The organism is Micromonospora sp. RTP1Z1, from assembly GCF_033804685.1.
In the GTDB taxonomy this organism is placed as follows: Bacteria; Actinomycetota; Actinomycetes; order Mycobacteriales; family Micromonosporaceae; genus Micromonospora.
Genome location: NZ_JAPFQV010000033.1, coordinates 1 through 22,495 on the forward strand (window position 1 = coordinate 1; position 22,495 = coordinate 22,495).

General features: G+C 74.8%; 20 protein-coding genes. 14 read left to right on the forward strand and 6 right to left on the reverse strand.

The window, feature by feature from the left end:
- Nucleotides 1–1,277 (reverse strand): adenylate/guanylate cyclase domain-containing protein (locus tag SLP03_RS17625; protein WP_319461692.1); only part of this gene is annotated, 1,277 nt, incomplete at its 3' end.
- A 247-nt stretch (nt 1,278–1,524) separates the two neighbouring features.
- On the opposite strand from SLP03_RS17625, the gene SLP03_RS17630 reads away from it, so the two are divergent.
- The 5 genes from SLP03_RS17630 (at nt 1,525) to SLP03_RS17650 (ending at nt 9,144) form a co-directional block, all read left to right on the forward strand.
- Nucleotides 1,525–4,491: a helix-turn-helix transcriptional regulator gene (locus SLP03_RS17630; protein ID WP_319461693.1), complete on the forward strand. Its 2,967-nt coding sequence runs from the start codon at nt 1,525–1,527 to the stop codon at nt 4,489–4,491.
- Nucleotides 4,492–4,600: 109 nt separating this feature from the next.
- Entirely contained in the window at nt 4,601–5,371 is a 771-nt protein-coding gene (locus tag SLP03_RS17635) for a DUF5995 family protein (protein WP_319461694.1), read from the forward strand.
- A gap of 84 nt (nt 5,372–5,455) precedes the next feature.
- The gene (locus tag SLP03_RS17640; protein ID WP_319461695.1) at nt 5,456–6,205 is read left to right on the forward strand and encodes a phosphotransferase enzyme family protein; all 750 of its coding nucleotides are present in this window, start codon (nt 5,456–5,458) and stop codon (nt 6,203–6,205) included.
- A 266-nt stretch (nt 6,206–6,471) separates the two neighbouring features.
- The gene (locus SLP03_RS17645; RefSeq protein WP_319461696.1) at nt 6,472–6,912 is read left to right on the forward strand and encodes a hypothetical protein; all 441 of its coding nucleotides are present in this window, start codon (nt 6,472–6,474) and stop codon (nt 6,910–6,912) included.
- A 126-nt stretch (nt 6,913–7,038) separates the two neighbouring features.
- Nucleotides 7,039–9,144 (forward strand): amino acid transporter, encoded by a 2,106-nt coding sequence (locus SLP03_RS17650; RefSeq protein ID WP_319461697.1) that lies wholly within the window; start codon nt 7,039–7,041, stop codon nt 9,142–9,144.
- A gap of 205 nt (nt 9,145–9,349) precedes the next feature.
- Here the strand turns inward: SLP03_RS17650 and SLP03_RS17655 are convergent, their stop codons facing one another.
- Both SLP03_RS17655 and SLP03_RS17660 read right to left on the reverse strand, forming a co-directional pair.
- On the reverse strand, nt 9,350–9,556 hold the full coding sequence (locus SLP03_RS17655; RefSeq protein WP_319461698.1) for a hypothetical protein: 207 nt from the start codon (nt 9,554–9,556) through the stop codon (nt 9,350–9,352).
- Between the two features lie 169 nt (nt 9,557–9,725).
- A complete protein-coding gene (locus SLP03_RS17660) occupies nt 9,726–10,931 on the reverse strand; it encodes a low temperature requirement protein A (protein ID WP_319461699.1) in 1,206 nt (401 codons plus the stop codon).
- Nucleotides 10,932–11,104: 173 nt separating this feature from the next.
- Between SLP03_RS17660 and SLP03_RS17665 the strand changes: the two genes are divergently transcribed.
- Nucleotides 11,105–12,019 (forward strand): aminoglycoside phosphotransferase family protein, encoded by a 915-nt coding sequence (locus SLP03_RS17665; RefSeq protein ID WP_319461700.1) that lies wholly within the window; start codon nt 11,105–11,107, stop codon nt 12,017–12,019.
- A gap of 49 nt (nt 12,020–12,068) precedes the next feature.
- Here SLP03_RS17665 and SLP03_RS17670 read toward each other — a convergent pair whose 3' ends face one another.
- From SLP03_RS17670 to SLP03_RS17680, 3 genes are all read right to left on the reverse strand, one after another.
- Nucleotides 12,069–13,049 carry a hypothetical protein gene (locus SLP03_RS17670; protein ID WP_319461701.1) on the reverse strand — a complete coding sequence of 327 codons (981 nt, stop codon included), beginning with the start codon at nt 13,047–13,049 and terminating at the stop codon, nt 12,069–12,071.
- A gap of 219 nt (nt 13,050–13,268) precedes the next feature.
- Nucleotides 13,269–13,616, reverse strand: a complete 348-nt coding sequence (locus tag SLP03_RS17675; RefSeq protein WP_319461702.1) for a TcmI family type II polyketide cyclase — start codon at nt 13,614–13,616, stop codon at nt 13,269–13,271.
- A gap of 83 nt (nt 13,617–13,699) precedes the next feature.
- Nucleotides 13,700–14,482 carry an AfsR/SARP family transcriptional regulator gene (locus SLP03_RS17680; protein ID WP_319461755.1) on the reverse strand — a complete coding sequence of 261 codons (783 nt, stop codon included), beginning with the start codon at nt 14,480–14,482 and terminating at the stop codon, nt 13,700–13,702.
- A gap of 426 nt (nt 14,483–14,908) precedes the next feature.
- Between SLP03_RS17680 and SLP03_RS17685 the strand changes: the two genes are divergently transcribed.
- From SLP03_RS17685 to SLP03_RS17720, 8 genes are read left to right on the forward strand one after another with little or no spacing between them, the layout of a single operon-like run.
- The gene (locus tag SLP03_RS17685) at nt 14,909–15,241 is read left to right on the forward strand and encodes a TcmI family type II polyketide cyclase (RefSeq protein ID WP_319461703.1); all 333 of its coding nucleotides are present in this window, start codon (nt 14,909–14,911) and stop codon (nt 15,239–15,241) included.
- Nucleotides 15,238–16,959 (forward strand): acetyl-CoA carboxylase carboxyltransferase subunit alpha, encoded by a 1,722-nt coding sequence (locus SLP03_RS17690; protein WP_319461704.1) that lies wholly within the window; start codon nt 15,238–15,240, stop codon nt 16,957–16,959. Before SLP03_RS17685 ends, SLP03_RS17690 begins: the two co-directional genes overlap by 4 nt.
- Entirely contained in the window at nt 16,956–17,429 is a 474-nt protein-coding gene (gene accB / locus SLP03_RS17695) for an acetyl-CoA carboxylase biotin carboxyl carrier protein (protein ID WP_319461705.1), read from the forward strand. Before SLP03_RS17690 ends, accB begins: the two co-directional genes overlap by 4 nt.
- Nucleotides 17,429–18,859, forward strand: a complete 1,431-nt coding sequence (locus SLP03_RS17700) for an acetyl/propionyl/methylcrotonyl-CoA carboxylase subunit alpha (RefSeq protein WP_319461756.1) — start codon at nt 17,429–17,431, stop codon at nt 18,857–18,859. The genes accB and SLP03_RS17700 overlap by 1 nt, the downstream gene beginning before the upstream one ends.
- Entirely contained in the window at nt 18,856–19,566 is a 711-nt protein-coding gene (locus SLP03_RS17705; RefSeq protein ID WP_319461706.1) for an SRPBCC family protein, read from the forward strand. The genes SLP03_RS17700 and SLP03_RS17705 overlap by 4 nt, the downstream gene beginning before the upstream one ends.
- On the forward strand, nt 19,559–19,963 hold the full coding sequence (locus SLP03_RS17710; RefSeq protein ID WP_319461707.1) for a cupin domain-containing protein: 405 nt from the start codon (nt 19,559–19,561) through the stop codon (nt 19,961–19,963). The genes SLP03_RS17705 and SLP03_RS17710 overlap by 8 nt, the downstream gene beginning before the upstream one ends.
- Complete coding sequence (locus tag SLP03_RS17715) at nt 19,960–21,228, forward strand: beta-ketoacyl-[acyl-carrier-protein] synthase family protein (RefSeq protein ID WP_319461708.1); 1,269 nt, start codon at nt 19,960–19,962, stop codon at nt 21,226–21,228. Before SLP03_RS17710 ends, SLP03_RS17715 begins: the two co-directional genes overlap by 4 nt.
- Complete coding sequence (locus SLP03_RS17720) at nt 21,225–22,475, forward strand: beta-ketoacyl synthase N-terminal-like domain-containing protein (RefSeq protein WP_319461709.1); 1,251 nt, start codon at nt 21,225–21,227, stop codon at nt 22,473–22,475. Before SLP03_RS17715 ends, SLP03_RS17720 begins: the two co-directional genes overlap by 4 nt.
- The last annotated feature ends 20 nt before the right edge of the window (nt 22,476–22,495 follow it).

Genomic DNA, 22,495 nt, shown 5'->3' on the forward strand with positions numbered 1-22,495 from the left:
CGACCGGGCCGGCCGGCCCGGTCGAGCAGGTGCCGCAGCAGCCGTCCGGTGTCGACCGCGCCGAGCGGGGACAGCGGCACCCGCCGACGCCGGTCGCCGGCGCCGGGCAGCACGTCCGCCCAGCCGGGGCCGGGGGTGGCGATCACCGCCAGCGGCAGGCCGCGCTCGGTGGCCGCGGCGCAGAGCCGGTGCAGGACGCGGGTCATCGCCGGCGCCGCCCGGTCCAGGTCGTCCACCGCGACCACCACCGGCTGCCCGGCGGCCAGCTCCAGCAGGAGCTGGCGCCAGACGTCCGCGCCCCGGCCGGCGGCCCCGGCGTCCTCCGGCGCGGCGAGCAGCTCCGCCAGCGCGTGCGCCGTCGGGCCCCGCCGCACGGGCGGGAGCAGTCCCTCGAGCGCCGTGGTCAGCCGCCGGCGTACGGTCGGCGGCGGGTCGGTGTCGCGGACCCCGGCGAACCCGCGGACCATGTCGGCCAGCGGCGCCAGGCCCCCCTGGGCGTACGGCGGGCAGTGCGCGACGCACCAGCGCACCGGGTGCCCGTCCACCGTCGACACCGCCCGCACCAGCTCGTGCAGCAGCCGACTGCGTCCGCTGCCGGCCGGGCCGGCCAGCGAGATCCAGCGGGGCCGGCGGTCCCGGACCGCCCGGGCGATCTCGTCGCTCACGGTGGCCAGTTCCCGTCGCCGGCCGACCAGGGGGCCGTGGTGCGGGGTGGGACGCGGACGGCCCGTCCCGGTCACCCGCCAGACGTCCAGCGGCAGCGCCTTTCCGGCGACCGTCATGGTCGCCAGCGGTCGCTGCTCCACCAGGCCGGCGGTGGCCCGCTGGGTGGCGGCGCAGACCACGACGGCGCCGGGCGGGGCGTACTCCTGCAGGCGGGCCGCGGTGGTGATCACCGCGCCGCTGGCGGTGCCGTGACCGCCGTCGCGGGTGGCGGCGAGGTCCACCAGCACCTCGCCGGTGGCCACCCCGACCCGGACCCGCAACCGGGTGCCGGCCGGTGCCCGCCGGTCGACGGCCCGCTGGATCTCCAGCCCGGCACGCACCGCCCGGTACGCGTCGAAGCCGTCGGAGGCGTGCGCGCCGAAGAGGGCCATGACCGCGTCGCCGATGTACTTCTCCACCACGCCGTTCCACCGGCGCACTACCCCGGCCACGGTGTCGAAGTACGCGCGCTGCAGGGCCCGCACGTCCTCCGGGTCGAGTCGTTCGGTCAGACCGGTCGACCCGACGATGTCGGCGAAGAGCACGGTGACCGTGCGTCTCTCCTCCGGCACCGGCCATCGTGCCGAGCCGACGACATCCCGACTTCCCACCGTCGTGGACATTGGCATCGCACCCACCCCTCGCCCCGATCCGGTGCCTGATGACCTCCGGAGACTTCCACCACCGGGTTCTCGGGGGATCGGCAGAACGACGTATGTCGGCCACCCGCAACCTTTAGTCGCAATGTCGACGCGAGGAGTACCACAAGCGCCCTGAGCCCGTAGAACGGTCGGGGACTCTGTGATTAGGCTGCGAGCCATGGCCAGCGATGTGGACACCGCGCCGCTCGTCGGCCGTGCCGACCAGCTCGCGGCGCTGCGGTCGGCGCTGCTCGACGACGTCGCACAGGGGCACACCGCAGCGGTCTTCCTCACCGGCGAGAGCGGGGTGGGCAAGACCCGGCTGCTGGGTGAGGTCAGCGCGCGGCTGCGGGACGCGGGCGCGCTGGTGCTGACCGGTACCTGCCTGGACATCGGGGACGCCTCCCCGCTGCATCCGCTGCGGCAGGCGCTGCGCCGGTTCGACGCCGAGTTGACCGCACCGCAGGCCCGCACCTCCTCGGCGGTGCGCGGCCTGCTGCAGATGTTCGACGACGAGACCCCGGGGCCGGACGGCGCCGGCGCCTTGCTGGAGCGGGTCTCCCGCGGCCTGCACCTGGTCGCCGCCGGTCGCCCGCTGGTCGTCGTGCTGGACGACCTGCAGTGGGTCGACCGGAGCACCCGGCAGCTGCTGCTCTACCTGCTCGCCGGCCTCGGCGACCTGCAACTGTCGGTGTTCGCCGCGATCCGGGCGGAGGCGCTGCAGGGCGCTCACCCGCTGCGCCGCGTCCTGACCGAGCTGCGTCGCCTGCGGTCGGTCCGGGTGGTCGACCTGGCGCCGCTGGACCGGGCGGACACCGACCGGTTGGCCGCAGCGGTGGTCGGCCGGCCGCTGACCCCCGAGGCGGCCGAGCTGGTCTGGCAGCGCAGCGGCGGCAATCCGTTCGTGGCCGAGGAACTCGCCCGGGACCTGCGCGAGGGTCGCGACGGGCTCTCCGACACGCTCCGGGAGATCTTCCTGGCCCGGGTCGACGCCCTGCCGCAGCACGCCCACGCGGTGGTGCACGCGGTCGCCGCCGGTGTCGAGCCGGTCGAGCACTGGTTGCTGGCCCAGGTCGTCCGACTGCCGGAGGAGGAGCTGATCGAGGCGGTGCGGGCTGCGGTGGCGCACCGGCTGCTGGTCGGCGCCGACGAGGGCTACCGGCTGCGCCACCGGCTGGTCGCCGAGGTGCTGGCGCACGAGCTGCTGCCCGCCGAACGGTCCGCCCTGCACCGGCGTTACGCCGAGGCGCTGACCTCGGCCACCGCGGAGCTGCACCAGGCCCGGCTGGCCCACCACTGGCGGCTGGCCGGTGAGCCGGCCCGCGCGCTGCCGGCCGCGATGGCCGCCGCCCGGGAGGCCGAACGGCTGCACGGTTACGCCGAGGCGCACCGGCACTGGTCGGTGGCCCTGCAGTTGGCCGACGCCCCGGCCGTGATCCCGCCGGACCAGGAGCGGGTCACCCCGGTTCAGGTGGATCGCGCCGCGCTGCTGGCACACGCGGCCGAGGCGGCGCACCACTGCGGCGAGCACGCCCGGGCGCTGGCCCTCCTTGAGGAGCTGGCCCGGGATCCGGCCGGCCCGCCGACCTGCGCCCTGCACATCCGGCGGGCCCGCTACCTGGCCGCCGCCGGCCGGTCCGCGCCGGCCGAGGCGGAGTACCGCCGGGCGCTTGCGGCCGCCGACTGCACCTCGCGGCAGCGCGCGACCGCCGCCGCCCACCTGGCCGAGCTGCTGCTGCACCTCGGCCGGTATGCGGAGGCCGGCGAGCAGGCCAGGGAGGCGTTGCGGCTCGCCGGCGCGGTCGAGGGCTCCACTTCGGAGGTGGTGCTGGCCAGCGCCGCGCTCGGCTTCAGCGAGGCCTTCCTCGAGGACCCCGACGCGGGGCTGGCAGTCATGCGGGAGGCGGTGGAGATCGCCGAACGGTCCGGCCGGCCGGAGGACGTGGCCTGCGCGTACCTGCACCTGGCGGAGCTGCTGACCGGCCCGCTGAACATCCTTGAGGAGGGTGTGGTGGTGGCCCGCCGGGGCGCGGAGCGGGTTGCCGAGCTGGGGTTGGGCCGCACCTGGGAGACCCGTCTGCTGGCCATCGCCACCAACGGCCTGTTCCGGGTGGGGCAGTGGTCGGAGGCGGAGAAGGTGGTCGCGGCGGCGCTGCGGCACCGCCCGTCCGGCGCGGACGCGGTCGAGCTGCTGCTGGCCCGCTGCCGGCTCTCCGTCGGGTACGGCGACATCGAGGCCTCCGACCGGGACCTGGAGGCGGTGGCGACCGTGCTGGCCGGCGGCGGCGCCCGGCACGTGCTGCCGATGCTGATCCTGCGCGCCGGGTTGGCGATGTGGGAGGGGCGGCACGACCTGGCCCGGCAGGCCGTCCAGCGTGGCCTGACCGAGAGCCGCTCCGACGACGTCATCGTGCTGGCCACGCTGGCCTGGCATGGCCTGCGGGCGGAGGCGGAGGCGCACGCCAGCCGCACCGTCGCGGTGGACGAGATGGCGGTCCGCCGGCTGCGCGAGGTGGTCGACCGGGTGGCCCGCAACAGCGAGCACGCCGGCCGCCCGGTGCGCTACATCGTCGACGGCTTCCTCGCGCTCTGCGCGGCCGAGCTGAGCCGGCTCGACGGCCGGGGCGATCCGGAGCTGTGGGCCCGGTCTGCGGCCGAGTGGGACCGCCGGAACCACCCGTACCCGGCGGCGTATTCGCGCCTGCGGCAGGCCGAGGCGCTGCTGGCCCGGCGCAGCCGGGTGGCCACCGCCGGCAAGCTGCTGCGGCAGGCGTACCAGATGGCGCAGGGCCTCGGCGCGTTGCCGTTGAGCTCGGAGATCCGCACCCTGGCCGGCCGGGCCCGGGTGACGCTGGAGGAGCGGCCCGCCCTCGCCGGGGGGCCGCCGGCGCCGGCCCCGCGCCGTCCCGCCGCGGCGCCTCCTGTCGAGCCGGCCGTCGACGAGCTGGCCGTGCTGACCGCCCGGGAGCGGGAGGTGCTGGCGGCGGTCGCCGAGGGGCTGACCAACAAGGAGATCGGCCAGCGGCTGTTCATCAGCGAGCGGACCATCGGGGTGCATGTCTCGCACATCTTCGACAAGCTCCAGGTCCGTACCCGGGTGCAGGCGAGCGCGATCTTCCTGCGCAACCCCGCCTTACCGGCGTAGGACCGGGCACCCGACATACGTCGTTCTACTGATCCGGCCGACCGGCGCGGCTGGAAGGCTGTCCCACGTCACCGGCGGCACGGGGGTGACCGGCCACAGTGGAGGAGAGATGACCGAACCGGTCTGGGGTCCAGTGCACGACGACATCGTCGGGCTGCTCGCCGACCACCCGGCCGACGTGCCGGCGGTCGTCGACCACCTGACCAAGCTGCAGGACCTGCTGGTCCGGCTGCCGCCGCTGGAGGCGAGCTGTCCCCTCGCGGACTTCAACAAGCTCTACCTGACCATCACCAGCACCGTGCTGGACGGCCTCTACGACGACCGCTTCGCCGACCCGGCCTTCCTGGCCCGGCTGGACGTCGAGTTCGCCGCCCGCTACTTCGACGCGCTGCGGTTCTGGACGGAGTCGAGCCCGAACACGCCGAAGGCCTGGTCCTGCCTGTTCCAGCGGATGCGCGGCCCGGACGCCCGGCCGCTGCCGTCGGCCGCCGCCGGGGTGAACGCGCACATCAACTTCGACCTGCCGTTCGCGGTGGTGACCACCCTCGAGAGCCTGGAGTCCGAGCCGGTCGACGACAGCGACCAGCACCACGACTACCTGGAGATCAACAAGATCTTCGCCGAGCGGATCCCCGAGCTGCGCCGGGGCTACCTGGACCACTGGCAGCTCATGATCGACATGGTGAACGGCGACATCGACGACTGGTACCAGGGCGAACTGGTGGAGTACACCCGGAACGTCGCCTGGCGCAACGCGCAGAAGATCTGGCGCTGCCGGCACGATCCGGAGGCCCACGAGTGTGAGCGGACGCGGTTGGACGACAACGCCGCGCTGCTCGGCCGGCTGCTGCTCTCGCCCCTCGGGGCGTTCCTGCAGTAGTCGGGACGGGGGGTCCCCGCGTTCCGTCGTGGGGCGGAACGCGGGGACATCGTCGTGCCGACGCCGGGGTGCGAGGATGGCCGGATGACGGGGACCGAGGTGCCGCTGACTGGCAACGTCACCGCGGGGGTGGTCCGGGTCGGGGACACCATCCGGCGGCCGGTCGGCCCGTGGACCGACGGCGTCGACGCGCTGCTGGGCCACCTGCACGAGGCCGGCTTCACCGGCGCGCCCCGGCCGCTCGGCAGGGACGCCCAGGGCCGCCAGGTGTTGGAGTACGTGCCGGGGGAGCCCGGCGACCCCGCTGGCACGTACGCCCCGGCCGAGCTGGCATCGATCGGGGCCCTCCTGGCCGAACTGCACCGCGCCACGGCCGGTTTCGTACCCCCGGCGGCGGCGATGTGGCAGCGGGTCATCCCGCCCGACGGCGAGGAGCTGGTCTGCCACCACGACGCGGCGCCGTGGAACCTGGTCCGCTCGCCGCGCGGCTGGGTGCTGATCGACTGGGACTGCGCCGGGCCGGGCACCCGCCTGTGGGAGCTGGCGTACGCGGCGCAGAGCATGGCCGGGATGCGACCGGACCGGCCGGTGCGGGAGTCCGCGCGGCGGCTGCGGGTCTTCGTGGACGGCTACGGCCTGACCGGGGCGGACCGTCCGGCGCTGGCCGGGCTGCTGGGCCGGCGGGCCCGGGCGATGTACGACCTGCTCCAGCGGGGCGCCCGGGACGGCGTCCAGCCCTGGGCGCGCATCCACGCCGAGGACGGCGCCTACTGGCGGGACACCGCCACCTACCTCGACGCGCACGTGTCGGCCTGGACCGCCGCGCTCTCCTGACCGTCAGGGCCGTCGGGTCCGGCTCCGGTACGCCGCCGCGCCCGCGGCCCGGGTGTCGCTCCACCCCCGCGAGGAGCACGACCTGGGCGGTACGCGGGTCCGCGACGACCGGGTCGCCTGGCTCGCCGACCGGCTCGCCCTGGCCGGCTGAGCCGGGTGCGGGACCCGCCGGCCCGGGGGGTGCCGGCCGGTCCCGCGTCGGGGGAGCGGCGCCCGGGGTGCGGCGGGACCGGTGTCGGTCGTCCCGCACCGGGTACGCCGGGTCCATGGCGAGAAGCGAGCCGGATCGGCTCCCGACCAATCCGACCGGCGGATCCCCGCGCCGGTTCGGGTTCCGTTTCGACCCGCCGTTCCGGCTGCCCCTCGCCCTGCTCGGAGTCCGGCCGGAGACGGCCGTGGTGGAGGTGGACGCCGGGGCGCTGACGGTCCGGTACGGTCCGTGGCGCCTGCGTACCGACCTGCGCAACGTCACCGGGGCGGAGCGGGGCGGGCCGTACCGCTGGTGGCGGGCGGTGGGACCGCACCTCTCCCTGGCCGACGGCGGCGTCACCTTCGGCACCGGCACGGCGGCCGGCGTCTGCGTCCGCTTCGCCAGCCCGGTCCCCGCCCTCGCGCCCGGCCGGTGGCTGCGCCACCCGGCGGTGACGGTGACCGTCGCCGATCCGGACGGGCTGCTCCGCGCCCTGCGTACCCCGGCGGTCGGCTGACCCGGCGGGACGCCGCCCGCGGCGGTACGATCCCTCGCGCCCCGATGATCTTTCCGGCTTGCCCGGTTCAGACGGGCGACGCCGTGGGTACCGCCTACGGTCGGGTCAGGGTCTGAAGGGGAGCACATGTCGGACGGGCGGGACGGGGCGCAGCCCCGGCGTACGCGGGGGCGGCGCGACCAGGCGCGGTCAGGTGCCGGGCGCGCGCCCCACGCGGCCCGCGAACCGGAGCACGGCGCACGGGCCGGTCGTGGGCCGCGGGCCGTCCCGGCGTGCGTGGAAACCCCCGTCCGGCCGGCCGAGCCCGCCAGCCGACTGGCCCGGTGGCTGTTCGAGCACCGTGTGCAGCCGGTCGGCCCGGAGACCCGGGAGCCGGAGGCGAAGGCGCACCCCTGGTGGCAGGTGATGTGCCTGACCGGCGTGGACTACTTCTCCACCCTCTCCTACCTGCCCGGCATCGCGGCGTTGGCGGCCGGTGCGCTCTCCCCGCTGGCCACCCTGCTGATCGTGGCGCTGACCCTGTTCGGGATGCTGCCGATGTACCGGCGGGTGGCTCAGGAGAGCCCGCACGGGCAGGGCTCGGTGGCCATGCTGGAGCGGCTGCTGCCGTTCTGGCGGGGCAAGGTCTTCGTGCTGGTGCTGCTCGGCTTCGTGGCCACCTCGTGGATCATCACGATCACTCTCTCCGCCGCCGACGCCACCGTGCACCTGCTGGAGAACCCGTACCTGCCGGCGTCCTTCCCGCACGGCGGCTCCGCCGCCGTCGTGGTCACCGTGCTGCTGCTGCTGATCCTCGGCGGTGTCTTCCTGATGGGCTTCAGCGAGGCGGTGCAGGTCGCCATCCCGCTGGTGGCGGTCTTCCTCGGGCTCAACGCGGTGATCGTGGTCGCGGGGCTGGCCGAGGTGGCCGCCGACCCGGCGGTGCTGAACGGCTGGACCCATGCCCTCACCGCCCGGGGCACCGGCGTGGGAGACCTGCTCGGGCCGGCCGTGCTGGCGTTCCCGCTGCTGGTGCTGGGACTCTCCGGCTTCGAGACCGGGGTCAGCATGATGCCGCTGGTCAAGGGCGACGGGGTCGACCCGCAGGAGCGGCTCCGGTCCCGGATCCGCAACACCCGCAAGCTGCTCACCACCGCGGCGCTCATCATGTCCGTCTACCTGATCACGACCACCTTCGTCACCACCGTGCTGATCCCGCCGAAGGAGTTCCAGCCCGGCGGCGCGGCCAACGGGCGGGCGCTGGCGTTCCTGGCCCACGAGCACCTGGGCGAGGCGTTCGGCACCGTCTACGACATCAGCAGCGTGCTGATCCTCTGGTTCGCCGGCGCCTCCGCGATGGCCGGCCTGATCAACATCGTGCCCCGGTACCTGCCGTCCTACGGCATGGCGCCGGAGTGGTCCCGGGCGGTCCGTCCGGTCGTCCTCGTCTACACGCTGATCAGCATCGCCATCACCATCGCGTTCCGGGCCGACGTCAACGCCCAGGCCGGGGCGTACGCGACCGGGATCCTGGCGATGATGGTCTCCGGCGCGATCGCGGTGACCATCTCCGCGTACCGGTCGCGGCATCCCTTCGCCGGGGTCGGCTTCACGGTGCTGTCCCTGGTGCTGCTCTACGCGCTCACCGCGAACGTGATCGAGAAGCCGGACGGCATCGCCATCTCCGGGCTGTTCATCGCCGGCATCATCGCCGTCTCGCTGATCTCCCGGGTCAGCCGGACGACCGAGCTGCGGGCCGAGCGGATCGAGTTCGACGAGGCCGCCAGGCGGTTCATCGCCGACTCGTTGACCCACGACGGCCGGCTGCACCTGATCGCCAACAAGCGGCAGAGCGGGACGGTGAAGGAGTACCGGGTCAAGGAGCGGGCGCAGCGGGCGATCAACCCGGTGCCCGGCGCCGCGGACGTGCTCTTCCTGGAGATCGACGTGGTCGACCCGTCCGAGTTCAGCCAGGTGCTGCGGGTGCACGGGGTGGAGATCGACGGGTACCGGGTGCTGCGGGCCGGCAGTCCGGCCGTGCCGAACGCGATCGCGGCGATCCTGCTGGCGCTCCGCGACGCCACCGGGGTCCGCCCGCACGCCCACTTCGAGTGGTCCGAGGGGAATCCGCTCGCGCACCTGCTGCGCTATCTGATCCTCGGCCGCGGCGACACCCCGCCGGTGGTCCGGGAGATCATCCGCAAGTCCGAGCCCGACCCCTTCCGCCGCCCCGGCATCCACGTCGGCGGCTGAGGTCCGCGCCGGGCCGTCGGCCCACGCCGCTGGTCCGGCCGCTGTTCCGGTACGCCCACCGCGGCGCCCACCGGGCTGCGCCCGGCTACCGGGGCCGGCCAGGAACCCAGCCTCCTAGGACGCACTGCGGGCGGTGAGGTGTCCGACCCGGGGCAGGAACAGGCCCGCGCCTCGGGGGAGCAGGCGCGGGCCGAAGAGCGGGGTCCTACTTGGACGGTTCGGGGAGCTTGCAGTCCACCTTGGGGTTGGCGCCGATGTAGTTCAGCGGGCCGGCCACGATGGTGACCAGGATCGTGCCCGCCTCCGCGCAGTTGGTCTCGTCGTTGCTGTAGTAGCCGCGCTGACCGGCCGCGATCGCGCCGATGATCAGCCAGATCACGACCAGGACTCCGAATATCGAGGTGCCGCGCATGGGTTGCCTCCACGGGGGTTGTGGTGAATTCGAGGTGCAGGCCTTGTACCCAATCCCGGCGAACGGCTAACGGTGGCGGGGACCGCTCGGACGGCCGTTTGCGACCATGCCCGGCGGATTCGGCTCGGCGCGGCGGTCGGCTCACGCCGCGGCTCGGTCCAGGGTCGGCTCAGTGCGGCGGTGAGGGCTCCTCCGGCGGTCGGCCCCGGCTGCGCCGGTAGTCGGCCACCGCCACCCCGGCCAGCACCAGCATGGCCCCGGCGGCGGCGAACAGCGGCGGCAGGAACAGCACGGCCGGGGCGATGGTGAGCAGCGCCAGCAGCCCACCGGGGCGGGACAGCGAGACCCGGCTGAACACCTCGTACTCGAAGAAGGCCCGGCCCACCAGGAAGAGCGCCGGCCCGCCCAGGATGACCGCCGCCCAGGCCGGCGGCGTACGCCCCGTCGGCTCGTTCAGCACCAGTTCGAAGCCGGCCGCGGAGGTCACCACCCCGGCCACTATCAACAGGTGGGTGTACGGGGCGGTGAGCAGGAACCGACCCGGCCGCTTCGAGCTGGAAATGGCGTGCGGCAGCAGCTCGCCGGACTTGTGCACGTAGATTCGCCAGAGCAGCAGGGTGCTGACGAAGGCCACGGTGAAGGCGCCGATGTTCTCCGCCTCCGAGTGGCCGAGGCTGAACATGGTGCCGATGGTCAGGATGGCGTCGCCCAGGGCGATGATGAAGAACTGCTGGTAGCGCTCGGACAGATGTTCCGCGGTGACGTTGCGCTGGGCCTCCGGCACCATGCCGAGGCCGGGCACCGGGTAGGCGAGCCGGAAGCCGAGGTAGTCGATGGCCAGCGCCAGCGCCCAGAGCGCCTCCCGGGCCCCGCCATGGACGAGCCCGCCCGCGATCCACGGCACGGCGGAGACCGCGAACCAGATGAAGATCCGGGCCGCCCGGCGCTGGGTCTCCGGGTGGCGCCGGACCGCCGGCATGAGGAACAGGCCGCGACCGAGATGGATCGCGACGTACGTGCCGGCGAAGACGAGACCCCGGCCGTCGAAGGCCTCCGGGATGGCGGTGGTCATCAGCAGCGCCCCGAACATCACCGCGGCGATCAGCAGCTTGATCTCGGGACGCTGCGGGTCGTACATGTCGGTGACCAGGGTGGTGATCGCCCAGGTCCACCAGATCGCCATCAGCATGAGCAGGGCCTGCAGGGCGTGTTCCCAGCTGACGTTGACGACCAGCCCGCGGGAGATGAGGGTGAGCGCCACCACGTAGACCAGGTCGAAGAAGAGCTCCAGCAGGGTCACCCGGCGAGGCGACTCGGGGTCGCGTACCGGGGGCCTGTTCTGTCGCGGGGGCTGCTCCGGCGTGGCGAAGGGCACGAGCTGCTCCTGCGGTGCGGGATCGGCGCGGCGGGCCGGTGGCCCATCACCGACGGTAGCGACGGCCACCGGGGCGTGTGCCCGATTTGGGGTTATCAGTCCGATTCTGCCGGGGAGCGTCGCGGCGGAAAATGGGTTGCTCACCGGGTGGGTGCACCGCGACGCTGGCCGCGATGACGCCGCAGGACGACACCCCACCGCTCCGGGTCCCGCCGATCGACGTGGCGCTGGTGCGCCGGCTGATCGCCACGCAGTTTCCGCGCTGGGCCCACCTGCCGGTCCGACCGGTCGCGGTCGGTGGCTGGGACAACCGCACCTTCCACCTGGGCGATGCGATGACCGTGCGACTGCCCAGCGCCGCGGGGTACGTGCCGCAGGTCGACAAGGAGCAGCGGTGGCTGCCGGTCCTCGCGCCCGGGCTGCCGCTGCCGGTGCCGACCCCGTTGGCCCTCGGGGAGCCCGGCGAGGGCTATCCGTTCGCCTGGTCGGTCTACCGCTGGCTCGACGGCCGTACCGCGCGCGTCGACCGGATCACCAACCTGACCGGGTTCGCCCGCACGCTCGCCGGCTTCCTCGCCGCCCTGCACCGGCCCGAGCCGGCCGGCGGCCCGCCGGCGGGGGCGCACAGCTGCTTCCGGGGCGCGTCGCTGACGACGTACGACGCGGAGACCCGGCGGGCGGTGGAGGTGCTCGGCGACCGGATCCCGGTCGACGAGGTCAGGGAGATCTGGGCGACGGCGCTGCGCTCCACCTGGACGGGGCCGCCGGTCTGGTTCCACGGTGACGTCGCCTGGGGCAACCTGCTGGTGCGGGAGGGGCGGCTGGCGGCGGTCATCGACTTCGGCTGCTGCGGGATGGGCGACCCGGCCTGCGATCTGGCGGTCGCGTGGACGCTGCTGTCCGGCGCGAGCCGCTCGGCGTTCCGGGCCGCGCTCGCGGTCGACGACGCAACCTGGGCGCGCGGGCGGGGTTGGGTGCTGTGGAAGGCCCTGATCACGCTCGACGGTCCGGACCCGGTGCGCGTGGCGGAGGCCCGCCACATGCTCGACGCGGTCCTCACCGAGCACGCGGAGTCCCTCGCCCGGTGACCCGGGCCGGTGGCGACGACGGATCGTCACCACCGGCCCGGAGGGACACTCAGGCGTCCTCGCCGGCTTCCGCCGGGAGTACCTGGTCGGCCTCGGCGCGGGCGCCGGCCAGCACCTTCGCCTGCTGAGGCCAGGTGGCGAGGCTGGCGGCGGCGCGCAGGCCCGCGGCGCGGATGGTACCCCGCAGCGCCGCCTCGTCCAGGTCGCCGAGCTGGCGGTAGGTGCGGATCCCGGCGGCCTGCAGGGCGGTGGCCAGCTTCGGCCCGATGCCCTGGATCCGCCGGAAGTCGTCCGCGGTCTCGGCGGGGGCGGCGCCGTTCGCCACGATGGCGGGCGCGGCAACCGTTTCCGGCTGCGCCGGCGTGGTCGCGGCGTCCGGCGTGAAGCTGTCCTCCGCGGCGGCCCGGGGAGCCGGGACGACGACCGGCACGGCGGCCTCATCGGCCGTCGGCGTCTGCTGCTCGGCCGGCTCGGCGTCGGCGACCACGGTGGCCGGACGCGCGGCCGGCTCCTCGTCCTGCGTCGGCTCGGCCTCGGCGGCTGCCGGGGTGACCGGCTCCTCGGCGTGGATCGGCTCGACCTCGGCGGTGACCGGCGTCGCCGGCTCCTCGGGGTGCGCCGGCTCGGCCTCGGCCGGCTCGGCGGCGGTGACGGACGTGGCCTCGACCTCGGCTGGCGCGGCCTCGGTGGAATCGGCCTCGGTGTGGTCGGCCCGCTCGTCGGCCGATGGCAGGGTGGTGGCGTTGGCGGCCAGGGTGGCGGCGGCCGGGGGAGCGTCGTACTCCGCCGGGGCCGGCTGCTCGGTGACCGCGGGCGGGGGCACCTCGTCCACGACGGCCTCCGGCCGCTCGTGGTCGACGTTGGTGGTCGTCGGGGCGCTGACCTCGGTGGCTTCCGCCACCGGGTCACCCTCCACGATGGGCGCCGTCGGGCTGGCGGCAGCCTGGCGGCCCCACACCACCCACCCGGCCGCGAGGCCCACCAGTAGGGCCAGGATCAGGATCAGCCATTGCCCGAAAGTCGACGGCACGGCAAACCTCCCTCTTATGTATGTGAACGACAGTCGCGAGAAAACCGGGGGCAGCTTCGCACACGTACGTCGAGGACGACAGGGAGGTCGGCGGCTTGCGCCCCTGCTGGGACACGCGGTGCCGGCGGGTGGTGACGGGATGACCGAGCGTGTGCCGTCCGGCCCGGACCGTCGAGGGGCGTCCCGGACCCTGGGTGCCGGGGGTCAGGGACGCCGGTCTCAGCGGACCGGGCCCGACGCCGGCGCGTCGGCGGCGTCCCAGGAGTAGAAGCAGCCGGCGACGGCGTCCCGGGGGGAGCGCCAGGTCGGCAGGTACGGCGACGTGTGTGCGGAGAGTCGCTCGTTGACCTGCCGGTAGAGCGGGTCGGTGCGCGCCCCGGCCGCCGCGTCCGGGTCGACGTCCGTGGTCTCCATCAGGTGTACGCACAGGTCGTGCAGGCAGTACAGCGACCGGTGCCGGACGCCGGTGAGGCCGGGCAGCCCAGCGGCGTCGGCCTCGGCGAAGATCTGCGCCACCCGCCCCTCCGCGCCTGGCACGATGCGGCTGACGATCAACAGACGACTCATCGGGACCCCTCTCACCGGTGGTGCCCCTGACCCAGGCCCAGGGACGTCGGACACCGTGTCGGGTCACCATGCCCAGACCGCTGTCACCTCTCCGTCACGCCGGGTACCGGACTGGTGACGCTGGAGCGGGGCGGGGTCGCGCGGGTGGCGTGCCGGATCGGGGCGAGGGTGTCGTCGAGCAGCGCGGACATCGCCGGGGAGGGTTCCAGGCGCAGCTCCCGCAGCAGCAGGTCGCGGTAGACGTAGAAGGCGTGCACCGCCTCGAAGGCGTTCCCCTCCGCCAGGTGGATCCGGACGACCAGGCGGTGCGGCGTCTCGCGCAGCGGCTCGGCGGCCATCGCCTCCAGCGCCGCCTCCAGCGCCTCCCCGTGCCGGCCCGCCTCGAGATGGTTGTCGGCGAGCTGTTCGAGCATGTGCAGCCGGAGCTGGCGCAGCCGTTCGCGTTCCAGCAGGACCCAGTCGTCGTACCAGCCGGGGAGCAGGTCGTGGCGGCCGGCGGTGCCGACGGCGGCCGGCACGTGGCCGTCGCGGACCTGGGTCGCGACGTCGACCAGCTCGTCGGTGTCGAGGTGGACGGTCGGGTCGAGCCGGACGGTGTCGCCGTCGGTCAGCAGCGGGCAGCACGGGTCCTGGCGCAGCCGCCACAGCGCGGTACGCAGCGACGACAACGCCCGCTCCTCGGAGGTCTCGGGCCAGAGCAGCCCGGCCAGGTGGCTGCGGGTCGCGGCCGGCCGCAGGCCGATCAGCGCGATGACCCGTTGCAGTCCCCGGGGCACCACCACCGGCACGTCGTCGTGCAGGAGCCGGAAACCGCCGAGCAGCTGCAGCGACACCCGTGGGGCGGGGCCTGCGCCGGCCGTCGGCATCCTGGCGTGACCGGTCACGGGCGCACCCCCTGCCCCGGAACCCTCGTCCCGACCGTCCTCGTTGCCCCGGCGCGCGGCTGCCCGCGACGTCGGTGTCGGACCGGCTCCGCCGCGGCGTCGGACGCCGACGCCGCCCGGGCTGACCGGTACAGAGATTATCAACGATGGTTACACTGAGTCAACATATTCGTCGTCATTGCGACCGTCCACAGCGGCCGGCGACAGTGGCTCTGAACTGCGAATAATCGTCGCTTCGTGGCCGCTGCCTCGAGCGGGCGCATAGCTTAGGCACAGCTTGCGTCAACGCAGCGTCACGACTCGTTGACGCGCGGCGGTGGCGTCGGGTGACGCCGCGGTGACGTCCCCGGCGGCATGGTGTCGACAGTCGTCCGGCCGGACCGGAACCCGCCCACGTGGAGGCTCTTCATGGACCGTTCGCTCATCGTCGCGAAGGTGGTGCCCACCGCCGAGGACCGGATCGCCGAGATCTTCGCCGAGTCCGACGCGACGGAGCTGCCGCTTCTGGTCGGCGTCCGGCACCGCTCGCTGTACCGGCTGCACGACCTCTACGTGCATCTGCTGGAGACGGAGCTGCCGGGCGACGGCGCGGTGGAGAACGCCCGCGGGCATCCCGAGTTCGCCCGGGTCAGCGCGCGGTTGCGGCCGTTCATCTCGCCGTACCTGCCGGACTGGCAGTCGCCCCGGGACGCGATGGCCCACTGCTTCTACCGGTTCGACGCGCCCGGGCGGCGGCCGTGACCACCACCGCGCCCCGTGACGAGCAGCTCTGGTCCCGCTGCGCCGGCTGCTCCTCGCTGCTGTACCGCAAGCGGCTGCGGCGCAACCTCGACGTCTGCCCGGAGTGCGGCACGCATTCCCGATTGGACGCCCCCGCGCGGGTGGCGCAGCTGGTCGACCCGGACTCGTTCACCGCGCTGCCCGACCGGGCGGTGGAGGTGGACCCGATCGGCTTCGTCGACGCGCTGCCGTACCCGCACCGGCTGACCGCGGCGCGGGCAGCCACCGGGCTGGACGAGGCGGTGGTCTGCGGCACCGCGGCCGTAGGCGGGCACCGGATCGCGCTGGCGGTGATGGACTTCCGCTTCCTCGGCGGCAGCCTCGGCTGCGCGGTCGGTGAGCTGATCACCCGGACCGCCGAGCGGGCCCTCGCCGAGGAGGTTCCCCTGGTGCTGATCACCGCCTCCGGCGGGGCCCGGATGCAGGAGGGCGCGCTGTCGCTGATGCAGATGGCCACGGTGAGCCAGGCCGTCGCCGGGCTGCGCGAGGCGGGACTGCTCACGATCAGCGTGATCACCGATCCGACGTACGGCGGGGTGGCGGCCTCCTTCGCGACCAACACCGACGTGGTGCTCGCGGAGAGCGGCGCGCGGCTCGGCTTCGCCGGCCCGCGGGTGATCCAGCAGGTCACCGGCGCCGTGCTGCCGGAGGGCTTCCAGACGGCCGAGTTCCTGCTGCGGCACGGGCAGGTCGACATGGTGGTGCCCCGGCACGCGCTGCGCGGGCGGCTGACCGCGCTGGTCGCCGCCGCCCGGGCCGGACGTCGGGCCCGCCAGCGCCCGTCCGTACCGCGGCAGCAGCCGGCGCCGCGACCGCCGTCGCCGGCCGACGCGCCGCTCGCGGCGACGGCGGACGGCCCCGGGAGGGACGCCTGGGACACGGTCCGCGCGGCGCGTCATCCGGGCCGGCCCACCACGATGGACTACCTGGAGAGCGCCTTCGACGGCTTCGTCGAGCTGCACGGCGACCGGCTCGGCGCGGACTGCCCGGCGATCGTCGGCGGGCTGGCTCGGCTCGACGGCCGGCCGGTGATGGTGATCGGCCACCAGAAGGGGCACACCACCGGCGAGCTGGTGGCCCGCAACTTTGGCATGGCCAGCCCGGCCGGGCACCGCAAGGCGTTGCGGCTGATGCGGCTGGCCGCCCGGCTCGGCCTGCCCGTGGTGACCCTGGTGGACACCCCCGGGGCGGACCCGGGGGTGGGCGCGGAGGAGCAGGGCCAGGCGGCGGCGATCGCCGAGAACATCCTGGCGCTCAGCGTGCTGCCCACCCCGGTCGTCGCGGTGGTCACCGGGGAGGGCGGCAGCGGCGGCGCGCTGGCGCTGGCCGTCGCCGACCGGGTGCTGATGCTCGAACACGCCGTCTACTCGGTGATCAGCCCGGAGGGCTGCGCTGCGATCCTCTGGTCGGACAGCTCCGCCGCCCCGCAGGCCGCCCGCGCGCTTCGGCTCACCGCGCCGGACCTGTGCCAGCTCGGCGTGGTCGACGAGGTGGTGCCCGAGCCGGCGCCCGCCGCCCACCACGACCCGGCCGCCGCCGCCGAGCTGCTGGCCCGGGCGGTGACGGCGAACCTCGCCCCGCTGCTCGACGTGCCGCCGGCCACCCTGGTCCGCCGCCGCCGGCAACGCTTCCGCCGGTACGGCGCCGCCCGCGCCGACGTCCCGGTGGTACGGCGATGAGCGCCGGCCAGGGCACCGACGCGGTCCTCGACGGCCTGCGCCGGCACGCCCACCGGCTCGTCGCCGAGCTGGCCGGCCCGGTGCGCCGGGTCCGGCTGCGCAGCGGCGACACCGTCCTCGAGGTGGAGTGGCACGGTCCGGCGGAAGCCGCGCCCGCGCACCGGACCGAGCCGGACCCGGTCGTGGCCGCCGAACCGCCGCCGCCCGAGCCCGGCCGGCGCACGGTGCGGGCACCCGTCGTCGGCACCTTCTACCGGGCCCCGGAACCCGGCGCGGTGCCGTTCGTCGCCGTCGGCGACCTGATCCGTCCCGGTCAGGTGATCGGCATCGTCGAGGCCATGAAGCTGATGAACGAGGTGACCGCCGACCAGGCCGGGCGCGTGGTCGAGGTGCTGGTCGACGACGGCCAGCCCGTCGAGTACGACCAGCCGCTGCTCGCCCTCGAGCCGGCCGGGCAGGCGGGTGGATGATGTTCGAGAAGGTGCTGATCGCCAACCCGGGCGAGATCGCGCTGCGGGTGCTGCGCGCCTGCCGGGAACTGGGCGTACGCACGGTTGTGGTGCACTCCAGCGCCGACGCCGACTCCCTGCCGGTGCGGCTGGCCGACGAGACCATCCGGATCGGACCGGCGCCGAGCCGGCAGAGCTACCTCAACGCGGCGGCGATCGTCGAGGCGGCCCGACAGACCGGCGCGCAGGCCGTCCACCCCGGCTACGGCTTCCTCTCCGAGGACGCCGACTTCGCCGAGATCTGCGCGGAGAACGGCCTCGTCCTCGTCGGGCCGCCGCCGCAGGTGATGTCCGCGCTGGCCGACAAGTCCACCGCGCGGGCGCTGATGAGCCGGGCCGGGTTGGCGCTGCCGCCGGGCAGCGTACGGACCCTGCCGACCGTCGCCGAGGCTCTCGAGGTGGCCGCCGAGGTGGGGTATCCGGTGATCGTGAAGGCCGCGGCCGGCGGTGGTGGGCGCGGGATGACCGTCGTCAGCTCCGCCGCCGCGCTGCCCCGGGCGTACGCCCGCACCCGGGCCGCCGCGCAGGTCGCGTTCGGCGACGACCGGGTGTACGTCGAGCGGTACCTGACCGACGCCCGGCACGTCGAGGTGCAGGTGCTCTGCGACGGTCACGGCAACGGGGTGCACCTGGGCACCCGCGACTGTTCGGTGCAGCGCCGGCACCAGAAGCTGGTCGAGGAGGCACCCGCCCCGGCGCTCGCCGCGGCCACCCTGGGCAGCCTGGCGGAGACCGCGCTGCGCGGCGCCCTCTCGGTCGGCTTCACCGGCGCGGGGACCGTGGAGTTCCTGGTCGACGAGGCGGAACGGTGCCACTTCCTGGAGATCAACTGTCGGATCCAGGTGGAACACCCGGTCACCGAGATGGTCACCGGCGTCGACCTGGTCCACGAACAGCTGTACATCGCCGCCGGCGTGCCGCTGCGCCTGCGCCAGGAGGACATCCGCCTCCACGGGGTGTCGGTGGAGTGCCGGGTCAACGTGGAGGACCCGGACCGCGACTTCGCACCCACGCCGGGGCGGCTGGAACGGTTCCGGCCGCCGGGCGGGCCGTTCACCCGGGTCGACACCCACGGCCACGCCGGTTACCTGGTGAGCCCGCACTACGACTCCCTGCTGGCCAAGGTGGCGGTCTGGGCGCCGGACCGGGCGTCCGCCCTGGACCGGCTGGAACGCGCGCTCGGCGAGTTCGACGTCGCCGGCCCCGGCGTGCGGACCACCATCCCCTTCGTCCGGCGGGTGCTCGACGACGCCGCCTTCCGCAAGGCCCGGCACACCACCGGCCTGGTCGACCGGCTGCTCGCCGACCCCGCCCCGACGGGCGCCCACGTACCGGCGCCCGCCGCCCCCGCCGCCGATCCGCCCGGCGCATCCCTCAGGAGGAACAGATGACCGTCGCCCCCGACCGACCGCTCACCACGGAGATCACCGACATCCTGGTCACGCACTGCGGCCTGGACGCCGAGACCGCCGCCCGGAGCCCCGCCGCCAGCCTGGAGGAGCTCGGCATGGACTCGCTGGCCCTGCTCGAACTCTCCGCCGTCGTCGCCGACCGGTGGCAGGTACGCATCCCGGAGCAGGCCGGCCAGCTCAGCATCGCGGGCGTCGCCGACCTGGTGGCCCGCCGGGCCGACCCGCCCGGCCACACCGAGAACAGCGTGGTCATCGACGCGCCGCTGCCGCTGGTCTGGCGGGTCACCAACGACGTCGCCCGGTGGACCGAGCTGTTCACCGAGTACGCCGTGGTGGAGATCCTCGAACAGACCGGCGACACGGTCCGGTTCCGGCTCACCATGCACCCCGACGAGAACGGGGTCTCCTGGAGCTGGGTCAGCGAACGCACCGCCGACCCGGCGACCCGGCAGGTGCGGGCGCACCGGGTGGAGACCGGCCCGTTCGAGTACATGCGCATCCACTGGCGCTACGACGAGGTGCCCGCCGGCACCCGGATGACCTGGGTGCAGGACTTCGCGATGAAGCCCACCGCGCCGGTCGACAACACCGGGATGACCGAACGGATCAACGCCAACAGCCGGGTCCAGCTGGCGGTCATCAAGGAGCGCATCGAGCGGCTGCGCCAGGGAGGCGACGATGAGTGAGATCGTCACCGGCGCCATCGCCGCCCGCGACGTCGCCGCCGACCGGCGGCGCGGCGGGGAACTGCGGGTGCTGCTCGGGCCCAAGACCGTCGGCAGCACCTCCGGCTTCATGGGGGTGGCCGCGCTCGCGCCGGGGGAGCGGATCGCCGAGCACTACCACCCCTACAGCGAGGAGTTCCTGTACGTCGCCCGCGGCGCCATCACCGTGGACCTCGACGACGAACCGGTGCCGCTGGCGGCCGGAGAGGCGCTGTTCGTGCCGCGACTCGTGCGGCACCGGCTGCGCAACACCGGCGACGAGCCCGCCGAGGTGGTCTTCCACCTGGGCCCGCTGGCCCCCCGCCCGGAGCTCGGCCATGTGGACACCGAGGTCGCCCAGCAGCGGGGCCCGTCGTGACCGGCCGGCGCACCGTCGTCACCGGCGTCGGGGTGGTCGCCCCGGGCGGCGCCACCCGGGACCGGTTCTGGAAGACGATCACCGAGGGGCGGACGGCCACCCGGCGGATCACCTTCTTCGACCCGGCGCCGTTCCGCTCCCGGATCGCCGCCGAGTGCGACTTCGACCCCGACGCCGCCGGGATCACCCTCGCCGAGCGGCAGCGCGCCGACCGGTACGTGCAGTTCGCCCTGGCCTGCTCGGCGGAGGCGCTCGCCGACAGCGGCCTGACCCTCACCGACGCCGAGCGGGAGCGCGCCGGGGTGGTGCTCGGCACCGCCGTCGGCGGGACCATGGCGTTAGAGCGCGAGTACGTCCGGGTCAGCGACACCGGCCGGCGCTGGCTGGTCGACCACAACCTCGGTGGGCCGTACCTGTACCAGGCGCTGATCCCGAGCAGCCTGGCCGCCGACGTGGCCTGCCGGCACGGCCTGCACGGCCCGGCCCAGGTGGTCTCCACCGGCTGCACCTCCGGCATCGACGCCATCGGGTACGCCCACCAGCTCATCGCCGACGGCGAGGCCGACGTGGTGCTCGCCGGGGCCGCCGACTCGCCCATCTCGCCGGTCACCGTCGCGTCGTTCGACGCCATCGGGGCGACCAGCCCGGACAACGACGACCCGGAGCACGCCTCCCGCCCGTTCGACGCCGACCGGCACGGCTTCGTCCTGGCCGAGGGCGCCGCGGTGCTGGTGCTGGAGGAGGCCGACCACGCCCGCCGCCGGGGTGCGCACGTCTACTGCGAGGTGGCCGGCTACGCGAGCCGCAGCAACGGTTTCCACATGACCGGGCTGCGTCCCGACGGGGTGGAGATGGCCCTCGCCATCAGCGACGCGTTGCGGCAGGCCCGGCTCGCCCCGCGCGACGTGTCGTACATCAGCGCGCACGGCTCCGGCACCCGGCAGAACGACCGGCACGAGACCGCGGCGTTCAAGCGGGCGCTCGGCCCGGCCGCGTACCGGGTGCCGATCAGCTCGATCAAGTCGATGGTGGGGCACTCGCTCGGCGCCATCGGCTCGATCGAGATGGCCGCCTGCGCCCTCGCCATCGAGTACGGCGTGGTGCCGCCGACGGCGAACTGGACCACCCGCGACCCGGAGTGCGACCTGGACTACGTGCCCAACGAGGCCCGCGAGCTGCCGGTGGACGTGGCGCTCTCGGTCGGCAGCGGCTTCGGTGGCTTCCAGTCCGCGATGGTCGTCCGCCGCCTGGCGGCAACGGCATGACCGCGCGGGCGGTGGTGACCGGGATCGGGGTGGTGGCGCCCAGCGGCATCGGCGCCGACGCGCACTGGTCGACCGTCCTCGCCGGCACCCGGCGCACCGGGCCGATCAGCCTCTTCGACCCGGCCGGCTACCCCACCCGGGTCGCCGGGGAGGTGCCCGACTTCGACGCCGCCCGGTACGCCGACGGCCGGCAGCGGGTGCAGACCGACCGGTGGACGCACCTCGGGTTCGCCGCCACCCGGCTGGCGCTGGCCGACGCCGGCCTGCCCGAACAGGCCCCCGACCCGTACGGCTGGGCGGTCACCCTGGCCAGCTCGTCCGGGGGGAACCTGTTCGGGCAGCGGGAGCTGCAACGGCTCTGGGGCGGTCCGACCCGGACGGTCGGGGCGTACCAGTCGATCGCCTGGTTCTACGCCGCCAGCGTCGGACAGCTCTCCATCCACCACCAGTTCAAGGGGCCGTGCGGCGTGCTGGTCGCCGAGTCCGCCGGCGGGCTGGACAGCCTCGCCCACGCCGTCCGGACCGTCCGTCGGGGCACCCCGGTGGTGATCGCCGGGGCGACCGAGTGCCCGCTGAGCCCGTACGCGCTGGCCTGCCAGCTCCGCTCCGGCCTGCTCAGCGACGTGGCCGACCCGGAGCGGGCGTACCGGCCGTTCGACGTGGCGGCCGCCGGGTACGTCCCGGCCGAGGGCGGCGCGGTCTTCGTGGTGGAGGAGTTGGGGCACGCGCTGACCCGGGGCGCCCGGATCTACGGCGAGGTGACCGGCTGGGCGGCCACCCACGACGCCGCGCCCACCGACCCGGACGCCGGCCCCGACCCGACGCACTACGCGCGGGCGCTGCGGCTGGCCCTGGACCGGGCCGGCGTCCGGCCGCACGACGTGGACGTGGTCTGGCCGGACGCGCTCGGCGTGCCCGCGCACGACCGGGCCGAGGCGGCCGCGCTGCGCGCGGTGTTCGGCGACCGGACCCCGCCGGTGACCACGCAGAAGCCGCTGACCGGCCGCGCCCACCAGGGCGGGTCGGCCCTGGACGCGGCGACCGCGCTGCTCGCCTTCCAGCACGACCTGCTGCCCGCCTCCGCCGGACCGGAGCGGCCCGCGGAGGGCTGCGAGCTGAACTTCCTGCGGGCGCCCCGCCGGCCGCGCAGCCGCATCGCGCTGGTCGGCGCGCGCGGGTTCGACGGGTTCAACAGCGCGCTGGTGCTGCGCGGCGCCGCGCCACCACCGCCGGGAGACGGGACCTGACCGGACCTCGGGCGCGTGTG